Raw genomic sequence first — 16,476 nt, 5'->3', positions numbered from 1 at the left:
GTCAGAAACCCAGGTTGTCGGCGGTGCGGGCGTCCGCATCGATGGCGGTGGCCTGCGCGGCGCTGTCGGTGACCAGGGGCGCCACCTCGGTGACGCGGCGGTCGGCCTCCTGCTTGGCCAGCACGGACTTGGCCAGCGTGGCGGCCGAGGCCACGACGGCGGCGGTGTTGGCGACCACGGAGGCGACGGCCGGCGCCATCACGCCCGCGGCCGAGCCATAGGTGAGGATGGTGAATGCCACCGCGTTGGCCGAGTCCGCCACGGCGGAGGACAGCCCCGCCGACGCGCTGAGCACCCCGGCCGTGGCGGAGGCCACGCCGGCACCCGCGAGCAGCGCGGCGATCTCCAGCTGGCGCTGGTAATCGACCATCGCCTGCTGCATGGAGGCCGCGGCCGTCGCCGCATTCACATGGGAATGGCTGACCGCCGAGAGCGCCTGGCCGCACTGCATCTGCGCGAACAGCGCGTTGAAGGGCACGGCCAGCACCCGGTCGTCGTAACCACCGGAGACCGGGCGGTTGGCGGCGTCGAAGGTGGGAGACGTGTTCGACGCGCTGGCCTGGCGGCCATCGAAGGGATTGCCGTCGCCGTCGGCGTCCAGCAGCCCGGGTGCAGCGACCGTGAAGGCGACCGCGCGGCGCGCGGCGCCTGCATTGGCATCGACCACGCCCAGGGCCGAGGCGTTGGCGGGCGCGTTGGAGGCCAGGGTCAGGGCATAGCAGAAGTCCAGCAGGTTCACGTTGGCCGGGTTGAGCGCGAGCGGCGTGGCGGGCAGCACGGGCGGCAGGCCCACCGTGAACGAGGGGCGCAGGCGGTCCTGGGCCTGGGCCAGGTCCATGTCGCGCCAGGGCTGGCCGGTGTCGGGCGCGCGGTAGGCGCCGTACATCAGCGTGCCCGCGCGCGCATCGGGGACGCCCAGGGTGCGCCAGGGCAGGAAGCCGACCTGGCGGCCGCCGGTGCAGTCCTCGTTGCCGGCGGAGTCGCCGGCCGGGCATGGGAGGCGGAAGCGGGCATGCGCGAAACCGACCACCGCGCGCTCGGTCACCGCCAGCAGGTCGCGGTCGGCCACGCTCGTCTTCTCCTGCGCCGACATGCGCCAGTAGGCCACGAAGGCCAGCGCCAGCAGGCCCAGCAGCACCAGCGCCACGCCCAACTCCACAAGGGAGAAGCCTGCCTGGCGGCGGTCTCCGGGACGATGGGTCTTCCTCATGGCAACAATCCCTTGGTGTCCTGCTGGGCGGCGGCAGCGACGGCGGCGTCGCGCGCGAGCCGCATGCGCTCCTTCACCACCGTCGAATCCGCAGCCTGCTTGCCGGCCTTGGCCTCCGCCGTGACGGCCGATGCGAGCTGGACGCTGGCCACCACCAGCGCGGCCGACGCGGCACCGATGGCCCCCACGGCACCGATGACCGTGCCGGCGCCGATGCCGACGCTGTTCGCCGCCAGCGATACGGCACTGGCGGTCGTGCCGATGGCGATCAGCATGTCCAGGGAGGCCAGCCCCAGGTTGGCCTCGGCGAACTTGCGGTCGGTAATGCGCACCTGGTAGGCGAACCCGCGGAAGCGGTCGAACATGTCCGCATCGCGGTAGATATCGAACGCCGCGTAGGCCGAGCGGGCCGCGGCCTGGGCCTCGCCCAGGCGGGTCACGCACGACAGCCGCGCGGACAGCTCGCCCAGCCCGGTGGCGGCGATGCGGTCGTCGAATTCCGGCGTGGAGGCCGCTCCCGGCAGCGGGAAGGTCCCGCTATAGGGCAGGTTGAAGACCCGGTCGGCCCCCGCGTCGGCCACCGCGTAGGCGACCGGCACGCCGCCGGCCTGCAGGCCGGTGGGCGCGGCCGTGGCCACGCGCAGGGCCTGGCAGAAGTCCAGGCCGTTGATTTGCGCCGCGTTGTAGCCGGCCACCACGGGCAGGGGCGGCAGGTTCGGGCTGAACTTCGCCACGGCGGTGGCCAGGTCGGCCGCGGGCGTGCGGTACACCCCGTAGCGCAGCGGCACGTTGGCGCGCGGCAGCCCCAGGGTGCGCCACGGCAGTTCGCCCAGCGCATCCGCGCCGCAGACCTCGCTGCCGCTGCCGCCGACGGGCGACGGGCAGGGCAGGCGGTGGCTGCGCAGGACGAAGCCTTCCACGGCATCCTGGGCCTGGCGCAGGCGCAGCTGCGCCGGGTCGCCCTGCGCCACGCCGCGGCTGGCCGGCAGCAGTTGCCAGGCCGCCAGGCCCGCCACGCCGACCACCGCCAGGGCGACGGCCAATTCCACGACGGAGAAACCCGCGCTCCGGCGCCATGCATTGCGTGTCATCGGATACCTCCGCGCAGGTCCACCTGCTTCAGGATGGTCTCGGCGCCCTTCCAGATCGCGTTGGGCATCGCCTCGCCGCTGGAGCCGCCGGTGGCCATGCCGGCCAGTTGTTCGTACTGGGATTTGGCGCTGGCCTCCTGGCTCACGCTGCGGTCGTAAACCTGCTGCGCGGACTTGACGTTCTCGTTGCGGGTCCACCAGATGAAGTACTTGCCGTTGCTGGTGTCGTAGAGCGCATTGAGCTTGTCGAGCACGCGCTGGCGGCCATTGAAGGTGTAGTTCACGTCCTTGCAGGTCTGGACTTCCTTCTTGTCCACGATCTGCGTGGTGCATTCCCGCACCACGTAGGGCAGTGCCTTGAACTTGTCGGCGGCACTGTCCCGCGCGGAGTCGAGCGCGGTCCTGGCCGCGGAGAGCGCGGCCTGCGCCGCGTCCTTGTTGGCCTGGGCCGAAGCCACCGTGAGGGAGAGGCTAGCGAGCTGGGTGCCGAGGTCGTCCTTCTGCGCCTGGAGCGTGGCGCGGCGCTGCTGCAGCGCGGCGCGTGCGTCCGGATCGGTTTCGGCGGCGATCTGGGTGTCCAGGTTGGCGATCTCGGTGCTCAGCCCGTCCATCTGCTGGCGCAGGCGCTGGATCTGGGCGGCGTTGTTGCTGGTGCTGCCCTGTGCGCGCAGGGTATCCAGGGCCTTCTGCAGTTCCGCCTTCCTGGCCGGGTCGGTCTCCGCGTCGATCTGCGCCTGCAGCGCCGCGATGGCCGCGTCGTTCTGCGTGGTGGTCGTGTTGGAGCCGGCCGACGTCTGCTCCGCCTGCTTGAGGGCATCCACGGCGTTGTTGTAGTTCTGCAGGGCCAGGATCCACGCATCGGCCTTGTCCCGGACGGCGGCGAGATCGGCATCGAAGGCGGTGATGCTGGTGGTTCCCTTGTTGGGGGAGCCCTTGTTGTTCGCCTCGGTGATGACGTTGTGGGCCTCGGTGTAGAGCGCCGAGTTGGCCGCGTCGCGCTCGCTGGTGGCCGTGGCCAGTTGCGACTGCGCCGTGCCCAGGTCCGCCAGCGCCTTCACGCGCGTGGCCGTGGCCTTGTCCCAGGTCCCCTTCGCGGCAGTGACCGAGGCGGAGATGTCCATGGTCACGGTCTGGGCCTGGCCGGCCTGGACCGTCGCGGCCACGCCGATGCCGAAGGCCACCAGCGAGGAGGCGAGCGCGGCGGCATTGAGCCCGATCGCCACGGCCGATGCCGCGATCGCCACGCCGGCCGCGGCGACCGATGCCGCAGCGTGGGGGATCTCCGCACATCCGACGAGGAACACGCAGGTCGCGATCGCGGTGGCCAGCAGGCTGCTGGCCGTGGCCATGTAGCCCGAGGCTGTCGCCATGGTGCCCGCGGAGACGGCGATCTTGATGCCGCTGACAATGGCCTTCACACCGTTGACGGAGGTGATGACCGCCGCCACCGCCAGGCCGTTGGAGCGCTGGGAGTCCACCTCCTCCACGACCTCGGTGGCAAGGGACATGACGTTGAGCGAGGCGATCAGGCGGTCGCAGTCCAGCATGCGGCCCAGGCCGGCATAGGTGCGCGCGACCACCCGGTCGTCGTAGCTGCCCAGGACGGAGCCGGCGTTGGGCAGTTCCATCGCGGCGGTCGTGCCGGCATTGAGACCGTCGAAGAGCTGGCCGTCGCCATCGGCGTCCTTGCGGCCCGGGTGGGCCAGCGCATACGCCACGGGATAGCCGCCGGAAGCCGGCCCCACGCGGGCCTGCGCAGGCTGCACGGAGGCCGCGGCCCCCTTGGCCAGGGTCTGGCAGAAGTCGGCGGTCGTGCCCGGGTTGCCCAGCGCGCGGCGGGCGTTGTAGGTGTCACCGCCGAAGGCGATGGGCTCGAAGTCGTTGTTGCCGCTCGCTGCCCGGGCCAGATCGACCGCGCTGCGCTGCACCTCGTAGCCCAGCTGGCCGATGCCGGCCGCGGCCATCGATCCCTCCAGGCCGAGGGTGCGGTAGGGCAGCCGACCCTTCTGCGCGAGGGAGGCACAGTCCTCGAGGCCGGTGTCGCCCGTCGCCGGGCAGGGCAGGCGGTTGTATGCCGCCACGAAGCTGGCCAGGAAGCGGTCGGCCTGGGCCAGCGCCGCCATCTCGTCCTCGGCGGCGATCGAGGCCTGCCGGGACTTGATCGCGATCGCGCCCGCCACGAGCGCACCCGCCACCACCAGGAGCAGCAGCATGGCCTCCAGCAGGCCCAGGCCGCGCTGGCGGCGGCCCGGTGCGGTGCCGGGATGGCGGCGCAGGCGGCGGGACTGGCCCATCAGCGGGCTCCCAGCGATTGCTGCACCGACTGCTGGACCAGGTCATAGACCGGCAGCAGCAGCGCCACGATGAGGAACAGGAACAGCCCGCCGGCCACCAGGATGATGGCAGGCTTGATGATTTCCGAGAGCGACTTGATGAGCGTGTCCAGCCGCTTGCGGTATTCCACCGCCAGGTGGGTGAGCTGCTGGTCCAGGCTGCCGGACTCCTCGCCCACCGCGATCATCCGCACGGCCATGGCCGGGAAGCCGCCCACGCGGCGCATGGCCAGGGAAATGCGCTCCCCCCGTGCCACGGCCTCGCGCACGCGGCGCAGCCGGTGGCGGTAGTATCGGTCGCGCGTGGAGCGCTCCAGGATGTCGAGGCAGGACACGAACTCCAGCCCGGCGCGCACGAGGATGGCCAGGTGCTCGGTGAGGTGCGCCATGCCGGACGCGGTCATCAGCACCCGGGTGATCGGCAGCCGGTGCAGCACCTCGTGCAGCACCACCTTGGCGCGTGGCACCCGCACGAAGACATAGGCGGTCGCCGCCGCCAGTACCACCACCAGCAGCGCGGCCACCAGGGCATGCTCCGCCAGCGCGTCGGAAAAGCGCACCAGCCCCTCGGTGATCGGGGGCAGCTTGGCGTTGAGCTGGCGGAAGAGCCGCGCCATGTTGGGCACGACGTAATAGACCCAGAACGCGGCCACCGCGAAGATCGTCGCGAACACGAAGATCGGGTAGATCATCGCCGTGCGGATGTCGCGCCGGATCGAGACCATCCGCTCCACGTGCTCCGCTGCTTCGGCCAGCATGCGGTCGAGCGTGCCGGACTGGTCGCCGATGGCCACGAGGTTGCGCACGGTTTCGGGGAACACGTCGGGCTGGCGCTCGAACGCCGCCGCCATCGGTATGCCGCTCATCAGGTCGTCGGCGAGCCGCTTGGCGACGCGCCCGGCCGCGTGCTGTCCGGTCTGGCCGCCCTCCTCCACCAGCGTGCGCAGCGCCTCGATGGCGGGCACGCCGGCGGCCAGCATCAGGCTCAGGTCGCGCAGCAGGCCGGCCAGGTCTTCCATGCGCAGGCCCCGCCCGCCCACGCGGCGCAGCACGCTGCCGGCATCGAGCATCCAGCCCGGCAGGCGCCGCAGCGTGAGCACGGTGCCCTCGGTCTCCTGCTCGATCCGCAGCCGCGCGGAGTGGTCCCGCTCCACCATGAGCTGCAGCAGGCCCTGCTTGAGGGCGCCGTGCGGCAGCAGCACGCGGTAGTAGTAGAGGCGCATCTGGCTCATGGGAATCCGCTTCAATGGCCGCCGACGGCGCGCTCGATCTCTTCGACCGTGGTCTCGCCGGCCAGCACGCGGTGGCGCGAGAGGTCCAGGATGGGCCGCAGGCCGCCGCGCTCGGCGATCTCCCGCAGCACGCCGCGCGGGGCATCGGCCGCGATCGCATCGGCCAGTTCGCGCTGCACGATCAGCATTTCATAGACCGGCAGGCGCTCCAGGAATCCCGTGCCGCGGCAATGCCTGCAGCCCGCGCCGTGGAAGAGCCGCGCGGTGGGTTGGCCCAGCCAGCGCTGTTCCTCTTCGGTCGCGTCGCGCTCGGTGCGGCAGTCGGGGCAGATGCGGCGCACCAGCCGCTGGTTGATGACGGCCACCAGGTTCTCGGCGATGGTGTCGGCATCCACGCCCAGCAGCTTGAGCCGTGGCACCACGCCGAAGATGCCGCCCACGTGCAGCGTGGACAGCACCAGGTGGCCGGTGGACGAGGCATCCAGCGCGGCGCGCGCGGTTTCTCCGTCGCGGATTTCACCCACCAGGATGATGTCCGGATCGTGCCGCAGGAAGTGCCGCATCGCGGTGGAGAAGTCGTAGCCGGCGCGCCGGTTGACCTCGGTCTGGCAGGCCACGGGCACGCGGTATTCCACCGGGTCTTCCACGGTGACCACGTTGCGCTCCACCACCGGCTGCATGCGCAGCGCGGCATGCAGCGTGGTGCTCTTGCCCGAGCCGGTCGGGCCGGTGATCAGGATCAGGCCGTGCGGGCGCGCGAACACGCGGGCCATGCGCTGCACGTCCTCGGGCAGGAAGCCCAGGTCCTCGAGCTTGTCGAGGTCGCCGCGCTCGGGCAGCAGGCGCATGACCATGCGCTCGCCCTGCTCGGAGATGAGCGTGGAGACGCGCACCGTGTAGGCGGCCTCGAGCACCGTGGCGGTGAAGCTGCCGTCCTGCGGCAGGCGCTGCTCGCTGGCGTCCATCTCGGCCTGCAGCTTGACGAAGCTCACCAGCCGGTCGAGCGCGCGCGAGAGCGCGAACATCGGGCGCATCACGCCGTCGATGCGCATCAGCACCGTGCTGCTGTGCGCCGTGGGGGCGATGTGGATGTCGGTGGCGCGCTCGCGCACGCCCAGGTGCAGCACGTAGTCGAGCAGCCGGGCCGGGCTGTAGGCGCGGTCCACGTCGGCGGCGAGCCGGCGCACCTCGCTGGCGATCAGCTTGTCCGCGGGGTTCTCCGCGAAGTAGTAGTGCTGCTGGGTGGCGCGCGCCACCTTGTCGAACTCGCCCTGCAGGAAGCGCACGCCCATGCCGGTGCGGCGGTCCACCACGTCGGCCACAGCGCCGGGAACGGCATCGCCCAGCACCACCTCCACCACATCCCCGTCACGGCGCAGCGGGAGGAAGGCGTGGGTCAGGCACACGTTGCGGTTGAAGGCCGCTGCCACGTCGGGGTCCGGAGCGGGCAGGTCGGCGATGTTCACGAACGGGATGCCGCGCTGGCGCGACAGGTAGCGCGCGATCTCCTTGCCGCTGGCGAAGCCCAGCTCCATCAGCAGCCGGCCCAGCGGAACGCCTTCGATCTTCTGCTTGTGCAGCGCGTACTCGATCACCACCGGCGTCACCACGCCGTCGGCGATCAGCTGCTCGCCGATCAGCAGCGCCGTGCCGCTGTCGGGGGACAGCAGGCCTTCACTCAACGCGGGCGCCGGAAGCGGGGGCTGCATTCATCTTCTCCAGGAGCATGTAGGTCAATTCGTCGGGAACGGCGGTGGCCGGCAGGCCCATCCGTCCCTGGAAGGCGGCGAGCGCCGCCACGGTCTGCGGGCCGTAGAAGCCGTCCACCCGGGCCGCGTCGAACACGCCCTGGCGCACCAGCGCCTTCTGCAGCGCGGTGCCGGCAGGCGTGGCCAGCGGCGTGGGAACGTAGGCGGAGCGGTCCAGCGTGTCGCGCCAGAAGGCCCAGTGCTGCCCGTCGCGGTCGAACAGGCACAGGCCTTCCGACGGCTGCAGGCGGCCGGCCGCCGCGGCGGGAAGCAGGCGGCGCACCATGGGCCGGCTCTGCGACTCAGCCGCGATGCGCGCCAGGCAGCGCTGCTCGTCCTGGCCCGGGCCGGCCTCCGCAGTGGCCTGCACGGCGGAAGGCATGGAAGACACGGCAGGCGCGGCCGGCAGGGGCGCAGACGCGGGGGCCGAAGACGCTGCCACCGGGGGCGCGGAGGGCTCGTCCAGGGTGGCCGAGGGCACGCTGGCGGCGGGCCGTGCGCCCGCGTCCGGTGCCGGCGATGCCGGCGATGCCTGCGATGGCTCTGCGGCAGCTCGCACGGGGGCCGCGGCGGACGGGCGAGCCACCACGGCAGCCGGTGCCGCGGGCGCAGGCTCCACCGGCCACACATAGGCCGCCCCGACGCCGATGGCGGCCATTCCCAGGCCGCCGAGAGCCAGCAGCGCATGCCAGCCGGGACGGCGGCCCGCCGGCTGTCCGCCGCCGTCCAGGTCGTCCAGGGCCGCGCGCAGCAGCCGGCCGTCGATGGCGCCGCCGCCCTGCGCGGCCAGCCCGTACATGCAGCGGTCCAGCACCAGGTGGATGCGGCGCAGGTTGCCCCCCGTGGCGCGGTGCAGCTGCCGCGCGGCGCGGGGCTGCAGGGCGATGCGGCCCGCGGCCCCGGCGGCCGAGACGCGCATCTCGAAATAGCGCAGCACCTGGCCGGCCTCCAGGCCGCGCAGGCGCGCATGCTTGACGATGCGGCTCTTGAGCTGGCGCAGGTCCTGCCCGTCGAGCATCGCCTCCAGCTCGGGCTGGCCCGACAGCACGATCTGCAGCAGCTTTTCCTGGCCGGTCTCCAGGTTGCACAGCAGCCGCACCAGTTCCAGCGATGCGGGCTGCAGGTTCTGCGCATCGTCGATCACCAGCAGGCAGGTACGGCCCGCGCGGTGCTCGTCCAGCAGGAAGCGGTTGAGCCGCGTGAGCGCCTCGTCCATGTCGCCCGAGGGCTCCAGCCCGAAGTCGCGCAGGATGGCCGACAGCAGCGACTCGCGCTGCAGGAAGGTGTTGAACACCAGCGCGGAACGCACCTCGCCCTCAGGCAGGGTGTCGAGCAGGCGCCGCACGAAGGTGGTCTTGCCCAGCCCGACCTCGCCGGTCAGCAGCACGAAGCCCTTGCGCGCCTGGATGCAGTGCATCACCTCGACGAACTGCTCCTCCAGCGCCGTGGTGAAGAAGTACGCGCTGGCATCGGGCGTGGGCGGGAATGGATTGCGGACCAGACCCAGCCGCGCATGGAGTGCGGCGAGCGCCATCAGGACTTCGCCTGGAAGCGCGCCAGGGCGGCCTTCAGGCTCTCCGATTCGGGATGCAGGCGCACGGCATCGGCCAGGATTTTTCGCGCGGATTCCGCACGGTCGCGCCGCGCCTCGATGCTGGCGAGATTGATGCTGGCTTCCTCGTCGCCGGGCAGGCGGTCCAGGATGTCCTGGTAGATGCGCGCGGCGGCAGACGCGTCGCCGCCCGCCAGGGCATGCCAGCCCTCGGCGCGCAGCAGCGACACGCTGCCGGGCGGAAGCTCCCGCCGCAGCGCAGCGAGGTGCTGGCCGGCACCCGGCAGATCGCCCGTCCGCATGGCCTGCAGGAACGCATTGAACCGCTGCTCGACCGGCATGGCGGCCGGGGCAGAGGCCGGGGCGGCGGGCGGGACGGCGACCCGTGCGGCCGCCGGCTGGACCGGCGCTGGGTGGGCCGGGGGCGTCGCGGCACGGCTGGCGCGCGGCCGTTCGGTGGATGCCTGGGCAGAAGCACGGGCGGGCACGGGCCTCAGGACCGGCGCGGCATCGGCCTGGTGAGCGGGCGCGGGCGCGGGCGCAAGCGCAGGCGCGGCGGTCGCATCCGCCACGGCGGGTGCCGGGGAAGCGGATGGCAGGGGTGCCTGTGCCGATGCGGCAGGGGCCGGTGGCAGCGGGGCCGCCACGGCGGATGCGATGACCGCCGGCGGCGTGGCCGCGGGCGCCGCGGCAGCCGGCAGCGGCCGGCCCGTGCGCAGCGCATGCCAGCCGGCCAGCCCCGCGCCCGCGACGGCCAGGGCCGCCACCAGCGCCAGCAGCGGGCCCCGGCGCCCGCGCGCGGGGGCCGGCGCGGCACGGGGTGCCAGCGCGGCCGCGTCGGCCGCGAGGGGCGGGTCCATGTCCCGCAGGGCTTGGTGGATGAGGCTCATAGCTTGCGCACCCGCATCACGATCACCAGTTCGCGGCTGGCATGGGTGTCGGACTGGTTGCCGACCAGCTTGCCCAGCACGGGCACGTCGGACAGGCCGGGCGCGCCGCGGTCGCGGTCCGTGGTGCGCTGGTCGATCAGGCCGCCCACCACCACCACGTCGCCGTCGCCCACGTTGAGGGTGGTCGTCAGGCCCTTGTAGCTCACCACCGGCAGCGTCACGCGGTTGTCGGAGTTCACCTGCACCAGCGCCAGGCTGGCCGGGTCCACCTCGCTCTGCATCGGGTTGACCAGCAGCTCGATGCGGCCGTCTTCGCGCATGTAGGGCAGCACGCCCACCATGACGCCGGAGAAGACGGAGTCGGTCTGCACGTCCGAGGTCGTGGTGCTGGCACCGCCGCCGGGAACGACCTGCGTCGAGGACGAGCGCGACACGTAGCGGATGCTGTTGCCCACCGACAGCATCGCGGGCGTGCCGTTGCGCACCTGCACGTTGGGGTTGGAGAGCACCTTCAGGTTGCCGAAGGACCGCAGGGCATTGAGCACCACGCTCGACGTGCTTCCCTGGTAGCCCACGCCCAGCGCGGGGCCGGTCAGGCTGCCGATCAGCGCCGCCGGCAGCGTCACCGTGCGCGCCAGGGCCGGCCCCGTGTTGGGCAGCGAACCCTGGACGCCCGACAGGGAGATCGGCGAGGTGCCGAAGCCCGAGGCGAGACGCCCGCGCAGGATGCTCCAGTCCACGCCGAATTCATAGCTGTCGGACAGCTGCACGTCGATCAGCTGCGCCTCGATATAGACCTGCTGGCGCAACATGCCCTGCACCTTGGCCAGCATCTTCTCCACCGCGCGCATCTTGGCGGGCCGCGCCTTCACGTAGAGCGTGCCGGTCAGCCGGTTGACGCTGAAGCCCGCGTCCGTGCCCGCCCCTTCGGCCAGGTCGGCGCTGAAGGGGGCCATGGCCGGCGCAGCGCCGGGCTGCGCGGCCGGAATGGGGGCCTGCGCGGACGGCTGGGCCGTGGGGCGGCGCATGTCTTCGCCCAGGATGACGCGCAGGTTGTTCTCGACTTCCTGGTAGGGGTCGGCCTTCACGCCGCCGGTGCCGGTGATCGCCAGGTTGCCGCGCAGCGCGTTGGAAGCGCCGCCGCCCGCGCCGCCCGTCGAATTGCCGAACACGTTGCCGCCCGACGACAGGTCCAGCGTGGTGCTGCTGTTGAGGAAGTCCAGGTTGAAGAACTTCTCTTCGTTGAGCGTCACGCGCAGCGTGTTGCCCTGGATCTCGCCCGCGACGTTGTAGGAGCGCAGCACCTCGGTGAACGCCTCGCGCAGGGAGACTTCGCGCAGGTACATGTCGGAGAGCTGGCCCGCGCGCACCACCGCCGGGTCCACGATCAGGTTGATCCGCGCGCTGTCGGCGAAGGCCGCCAGGATCTGGCTGATCGTGGCGCGCGACATGGCGACCGTGATGACCTTGCCCTCCAGCGGATCGAACTTCGGCGCCACGGGCGCGATCTCCGGCGCGGGCGCCGCCTGGCGCAGCTGCTGGTTCAGCGCCAGCTGGTGGGCCAGCAGCTTCTGCGACTCGGCCACCATCTGCTCGCGCAGCCTGTCCGGCGTTTCCAGGTCGGCGGGGCGCAGGCTCTGCAGGCTGCGCGGCGCGGGCGGGCTGGCGCAGCCGGCCAGCATCGCGGCGGCGGCGAGCGCCAGCAGCGCGCATCGGGGACGGAAGTGGTGCGGCAGGGAAGGCATGTCGGGTTCCATATCTTTTCTAAGGGGCGCGCGCGCCGATCCAGCCGGCCAGCGCCGCCATGGATTCGGCGGCGACCACGTCGTCGCGGTCGCTGCGCAGCGCGGTGCCGGGGCTGTAGGCGCAAGGGATTCCGGCGGCATGGGGCACATCGAAGCGGTTGCCGTCGTTGTCGCGGTCTTCGAGCGGCACGACGATGAAAAAGGCCGGGTGCGAGCGGGCGTTGTTGCGACAATCGACGGCGCCTTCGCCGGCGTCGTCCCCGGTCAGCCGGGCATGGGTGGTTGCCACGGCCTGCCGGCCGGCGATCACCAGTCCCGCGACCAGGTCGCGGGCATTGCGGTAGCCGGGCGTGCCGGGCGCGTCGCCCGTGCGCTCGGTGGCCACGGCAAGGTCCGCATCGCCCCCGGTGGCGGCCTCGTTGCGATAGACGCCATAGGCCGCGCGCAGCGCAGCCTGCGGCACGTCCAGGCCGAGGGTGCGGTAGGGCAGCCAGCCGGCCTCCACGCCATCGGCGCAGGCGCCGGAGGCATCGCCCTCCCAGCCTGTGCCACCGGAATCCGGACACGGCAGCCGGCCGTTGCGCAGCGCGAACGCGCGCAGCGCCTCGCGCAGCGTCTCGGCCGTCTGCACGGCACCGTCGCGGTCGCGCACGGCTCCCGCATTGCCGTAGCTGCCGGCCACGGCCCATCCCAGCACGCCCAGGGCGAGCAGGACGATGGACAGCTCGACCAGCGAGAAGCCGCGCTGCCGTGCGGTCCGTCCACGGCCGGGGCGACACATCACCGTGCCGCTCCCGCGGGCACCGCCACATTGCCGGTCATGCCGGCCTGCAGGCGCTGGATCTCCGCCATGCGGGACTGCAGCTGCGCGGGCACGTCCGGCCCCGGCTTCGACGCCAGCGCCTGCATCTCCACCGAAATCTGCCGGATGCGTTCACTGCGCGCGAGGTTGTCGCGCACCGCCTGCAGATCGACGCCGGACACCACGGTGCTGCCCTGGTTGCGCTGCAGGTCGGCCAGCACCGCATCGACTTCGCGCACGTCCGGCTGCGGCTGGGCCAGCATGGCCTGGAGCCGCTTCTGGATGTCGTCCAGCGACGGTGCTCCCGCGCGGCCGGCCGCCATGGACGGCGCGCCGCCGGGCGCGGAAGCCCGTGCGCCGGTGGAGCCGAGCCACGGCGCCGCGGACGGATCGGCCGGCACACGGCCGGCGCCATCGGCCGCCACGGGCGGCACGGAGGCACCGGGCGGCACGGCCACCGGCGCGGCTCCGGCGCCGGGCTGCGCCGGGGGCATGGCGGTCACCGGCGCGGTGGCCTGCGGCCCCTGCACGGCAGCGGGGTCGCTGCGCACCAGCAGCGCGGCGGCGACCGCGATCAGCGCCACGCCCGCGGCCAGGCCGGCGACGACACCGCGGTTCATGGCGCCTCTCCCACGCGGGCCGGCGCATTGAACTGGCGGCGTGCCGCCGTGGTGTCGGGGGCGGCGGCCGAGCGCAGCGTACCCACGCGCAGCCGGTCCACGGGAATCGTCAGCGTCTGGCGGCCGCTGGTTTCGCGCACCACCACCTGGCTGCGGTCGATCTTCAGCACCCGGCCGCCGCCGTCGAGGCGATCGCCCTGGCGCACCAGCCGGTCATCGACCATGGCCACGTAGCCGTCGCCCTGCCGCATCAGCATCGTGACGGAACGTTGCGGCATCGTGGGGCCTTCCGCGCCGGGCGTGCCCAGCGCGGGCACGGCGACCAGCGGCCGGTCCGATACCGGTGCCAGCGTGTGCATGCGCTGGTTGATCTGCGCGATGGCGTCCAGCGTGGCGGCCACCTGCCTGCGGTCCGTCGCCGCCCGGGGCGGCGGGGAGCCGAGCTCCACCATCGGGACGCGGGCCACCGGCGCGCGCGGCGTCAGCAGGCCGTACAGGGCGAAAAGCCCCCAGCCCAGAAGCATCAACGCCAGGGCGTTGAGCAGGAGCGCTGCATATTTCATGGGGTATTGCCGTTTCTTCTTCAACCACGCGGCCCGGGGACCGCGGTGAGGCGGTACGAGAACGCGCCTGGAGCAGCGTCCAGCGCATTCACCGGCTGGGCCGTCCAGCCGGCAGCGCGCAGGCTGGTCAGCAGGCGGCCGATGGCGCCCACGCCGCCGGAATCCGCCACGCCATCGACCTGGAAACCCGGCGCCACGCTTCCGCTGGCACCGCTGTCGAATCGCACGCGCAGGATGCGGGTGCCCGGGGCCGCCGAGTCGCGCAGCAGCGCCAGCATGGCAACGGGGTCGTAGCGCGCGCCGTCGCCCAGCTTGCGGGCCATGTCCGCGACCGGCGCGAAATCCTGCGGCGCCTCCGCCTTGTTGACCGCGGCGATGCGTGCCTCCAGCGCGGCGGCTTCGCGGCGGGTCTCGGCCGCGTTGGCCCGCGTGGCCTGCGCCTCGCCCTGCACCACCATGCCCAGGCCCGCGAGGCCCACGGCCAGCACCCCGGTCAGCGTGGCCACGCCCGCGACGAGCCGCTCGCTCCACCAGGCCATGCGCGCCACCGGCGGATTGATCGCGGCGCGCGCGCCGGCGCGGCGCACCAGCGCCGGGAGCACCGAAGCGCCCGTGCCCGCCGCGGCGGCCGGCAGCGGCTCGGCGGGGATGTCCGACAGCGCGGTCCACTGCTGCGCCGTCTGCGCGTCTTCACCGGCCATGGCAGCCCACAGGCTGCCCCACTCCACCGGGTGCGTGATCCCGTTGGCGATGCCGGCCCGGCTCTGGCCCGAGAGCACGCGCACGGCGGCCTGCAGGTCGTCCGTGCCGCGCCCCATCGCATTCGTGCTCTGGTAATGCAGCCCGGCCTTCGACTCGCCGAAGAAATGCAGCGTGCGCCCGGCCCGGAGCATCCGTGCATGGCCCTGCCCCACGCCAGCCGCCAGCAGCGCGCCCAGCGGCAGCACAATGCAATGGTCACGCTGCTGCGCGGACCACTGCAGCATGCGCTGCCAGAACTCCAGCGGCACCACCGTGTGGAAGGTCTGCAGCCCGCCGCGCACCGACACCACGCGGTGCACGACCACGTGCGCCGCGCCGTCGGTCAGCCCTTCCGCGCGGGCGCGCTTCTCGACCAGGGCCGCGGCATAGGCCGGCTTGCCGCCGTCGAAGCGGTAGCTGCCCATCGGGGCTTCCTCGAAATCCGTAACCACGATGGCGGGTGCGTCGAGCACCGGCCAGGGCGCCACGTCGGACACCGCACCGCCGGACAGCTGCCGCCACCCGTCGCGGGTCACCAGGAGAATGTTGTCGATGCTCATGGCTTGGGCGCCAGGGGGAAATACAGCGTGCCGTTGACCGCGAGCACGAAGCCCTTGTCGTCCGCGGCAGGCGGGGTGAAAAGGCCGGCCTCGCGCGACAGCACCGCCAGCTCGAAGCTATCGGCCGCGAAGAAGCGCTCGCCGCCGCCCGAGCCCATCTGGCGCAGCAGTTCCGCGGCCTCGGTGCGCGATACCGGCGTGGCGCCGCGGTTGATGCGCCGCTCGGCCCATCCCGCCGGATCGAAGCCCAGTTGGGCGGCAGCCTGCCGCGCCTGTACGGCCAGGCGGGCGTATTCCTCGCGCTTGAGCACCTCGGGCATCGCGTTGCGCAGGGCGCCCACGCGCGCAGCCGCCGTGGCGGCCTCGCGCCGCTCGAAGGCCAGCTGCTGGAGCCCGTCGCGGGCCACCCAGACCCCCACGGCCAGCAATACCGTGGCGCATGCCAGGGCGGCCAGGCGGGCCGCACGCTTGGACGTCGGCACGCTCACTCTTCCATGATCCAGTGGGCCGTCAGCAGCACCACGCGGTCCTCGTCGTACTGGCGGCCCGTCGTGGTGGCGGCACCGGCATTGGCCGGGCCCGTGGCGGTGTCCTGCGCCTGGATTTTGCTGGCGATCGTGTTGTTGGCCTCCCAGGCGGTGCCGGGTGCATTGGCATCGCCCGCGGCGGCGTGCGCCGTGCGCCCCTGGATGCGGAAGCGGCCTTCGCGCGAGTCCGGCTTGCCGTCGATCACCTGGTCCAGGAAGCGGGCCAGGTCGGGCGTGAGCCCGCGCAGCACCATCACGTTGCCGGCGCCGCTGGCGGTGCCCGGCGGGTTCCACTGGAAGCAGACCTGCAGCTCGGCCGCGTTGCCGTTGCTGTCCTGGTACAGATAGCGGTCTTCCTGCCCCTCGCCGCGGCCGGGCGGCATGCGCACGCCGATGCGGTTGAACAGCTCGCGCAGGTTCTGCGTGGCGAGGGCTGCGTCGCCATCGCCCACCTGGTCCTTGGCATAGCCCTGGCCGTTGCAGACCTTCAGGCCGGTGTTGGTGAAGTTCTCGGGAATGCCGGCCTTGGCGGCCCCGCCCGCGCGGTTGCACACGGCGGCCGCACCGCCGAAAGAGGTTTCCGAGCCGTTGACCATGTAGGTCGGCGCCTGCTGGCAGTCGCCGATCACACCGCCGTTGCGCTGGTAGTACTGGTCGTAGGCCGCCTTCCACTGGTAGGCGAACTTGTTGGCGATCTTCTGGTATTCGGCGTTGCGCTGCACATCCTTGGCGATGGCGATGGCGCCGATGATCAGGCCGATGACGGCCAGCACGATGGCCATTTCGACCAGCGTGAAACCGCGCTGGATGCGGCGGGCGAGCGGGGAGCGGCAGGGGCGCATGATGGGTCCTCGGGCGGTGG

Annotated in this window: 14 protein-coding genes; all 14 read right to left on the bottom strand. The window is 72.6% G+C overall.

The window, feature by feature from the left end:
* Window position 1 precedes the first annotated feature (1 nt).
* Genes T336_RS0102330 through T336_RS0102265 form a run of 14 tightly spaced genes read right to left on the bottom strand, consistent with a single transcriptional unit; the run spans window position 2 to window position 16,456 of the window.
* Window positions 2–1,210, bottom strand: a complete 1,209-nt coding sequence (locus tag T336_RS0102330; protein ID WP_035225189.1) for a prepilin-type N-terminal cleavage/methylation domain-containing protein — start codon at window positions 1,208–1,210, stop codon at window positions 2–4.
* On the bottom strand, window positions 1,207–2,301 hold the full coding sequence (locus T336_RS0102325; RefSeq protein ID WP_026431350.1) for a hypothetical protein: 1,095 nt from the start codon (window positions 2,299–2,301) through the stop codon (window positions 1,207–1,209). The genes T336_RS0102330 and T336_RS0102325 overlap by 4 nt, the downstream gene beginning before the upstream one ends.
* Window positions 2,298–4,595, bottom strand: a complete 2,298-nt coding sequence (locus tag T336_RS0102320; RefSeq protein WP_026431349.1) for a GumC domain-containing protein — start codon at window positions 4,593–4,595, stop codon at window positions 2,298–2,300. Before T336_RS0102320 ends, T336_RS0102325 begins: the two co-directional genes overlap by 4 nt.
* Entirely contained in the window at window positions 4,595–5,866 is a 1,272-nt protein-coding gene (locus tag T336_RS0102315; RefSeq protein ID WP_244883860.1) for a type II secretion system F family protein, read from the bottom strand. The genes T336_RS0102320 and T336_RS0102315 overlap by 1 nt, the downstream gene beginning before the upstream one ends.
* Window positions 5,867–5,877: 11 nt before the next feature.
* Window positions 5,878–7,575, bottom strand: a complete 1,698-nt coding sequence (locus tag T336_RS0102310; RefSeq protein ID WP_084151353.1) for a GspE/PulE family protein — start codon at window positions 7,573–7,575, stop codon at window positions 5,878–5,880.
* Window positions 7,541–9,148 (bottom strand): ExeA family protein, encoded by a 1,608-nt coding sequence (locus T336_RS25700; RefSeq protein WP_051647033.1) that lies wholly within the window; start codon window positions 9,146–9,148, stop codon window positions 7,541–7,543. The genes T336_RS0102310 and T336_RS25700 overlap by 35 nt, the downstream gene beginning before the upstream one ends.
* The gene (locus T336_RS25695) at window positions 9,148–10,026 is read right to left on the bottom strand and encodes a tetratricopeptide repeat protein (RefSeq protein WP_167333632.1); all 879 of its coding nucleotides are present in this window, start codon (window positions 10,024–10,026) and stop codon (window positions 9,148–9,150) included. Before T336_RS25695 ends, T336_RS25700 begins: the two co-directional genes overlap by 1 nt.
* Before the next feature lie 26 nt (window positions 10,027–10,052).
* Window positions 10,053–11,801, bottom strand: coding sequence for a pilus (MSHA type) biogenesis protein MshL (gene mshL, locus T336_RS0102295; protein ID WP_035225228.1), 1,749 nt, complete (start codon window positions 11,799–11,801; stop codon window positions 10,053–10,055).
* 19 nt (window positions 11,802–11,820) lie between these two features.
* Window positions 11,821–12,582: a prepilin-type N-terminal cleavage/methylation domain-containing protein gene (locus T336_RS0102290; RefSeq protein ID WP_035225185.1), complete on the bottom strand. Its 762-nt coding sequence runs from the start codon at window positions 12,580–12,582 to the stop codon at window positions 11,821–11,823.
* Complete coding sequence (locus tag T336_RS0102285; RefSeq protein WP_026431344.1) at window positions 12,582–13,223, bottom strand: hypothetical protein; 642 nt, start codon at window positions 13,221–13,223, stop codon at window positions 12,582–12,584. Before T336_RS0102285 ends, T336_RS0102290 begins: the two co-directional genes overlap by 1 nt.
* Window positions 13,220–13,786 carry a hypothetical protein gene (locus tag T336_RS26475; protein ID WP_156957780.1) on the bottom strand — a complete coding sequence of 189 codons (567 nt, stop codon included), beginning with the start codon at window positions 13,784–13,786 and terminating at the stop codon, window positions 13,220–13,222. Before T336_RS26475 ends, T336_RS0102285 begins: the two co-directional genes overlap by 4 nt.
* Window positions 13,787–13,806: 20 nt before the next feature.
* Window positions 13,807–15,087, bottom strand: coding sequence for a hypothetical protein (locus T336_RS0102275; protein ID WP_026431343.1), 1,281 nt, complete (start codon window positions 15,085–15,087; stop codon window positions 13,807–13,809).
* Entirely contained in the window at window positions 15,084–15,569 is a 486-nt protein-coding gene (locus T336_RS0102270; protein WP_035225225.1) for a hypothetical protein, read from the bottom strand. Before T336_RS0102270 ends, T336_RS0102275 begins: the two co-directional genes overlap by 4 nt.
* 2 nt (window positions 15,570–15,571) lie before the next feature.
* Complete coding sequence (locus T336_RS0102265) at window positions 15,572–16,456, bottom strand: prepilin-type N-terminal cleavage/methylation domain-containing protein (RefSeq protein ID WP_026431341.1); 885 nt, start codon at window positions 16,454–16,456, stop codon at window positions 15,572–15,574.
* Window positions 16,457–16,476: the final 20 nt, after the last annotated feature.

Origin of the sequence: Paracidovorax oryzae ATCC 19882 (genome assembly GCF_000687165.1) — a bacterium.
Classification (GTDB): domain Bacteria; phylum Pseudomonadota; class Gammaproteobacteria; order Burkholderiales; family Burkholderiaceae_C; genus Paracidovorax; species Paracidovorax oryzae.
The sequence above is the reverse complement of the archived record's forward strand: the minus strand, read 5'-3'. Positions and strand labels throughout refer to the sequence as shown.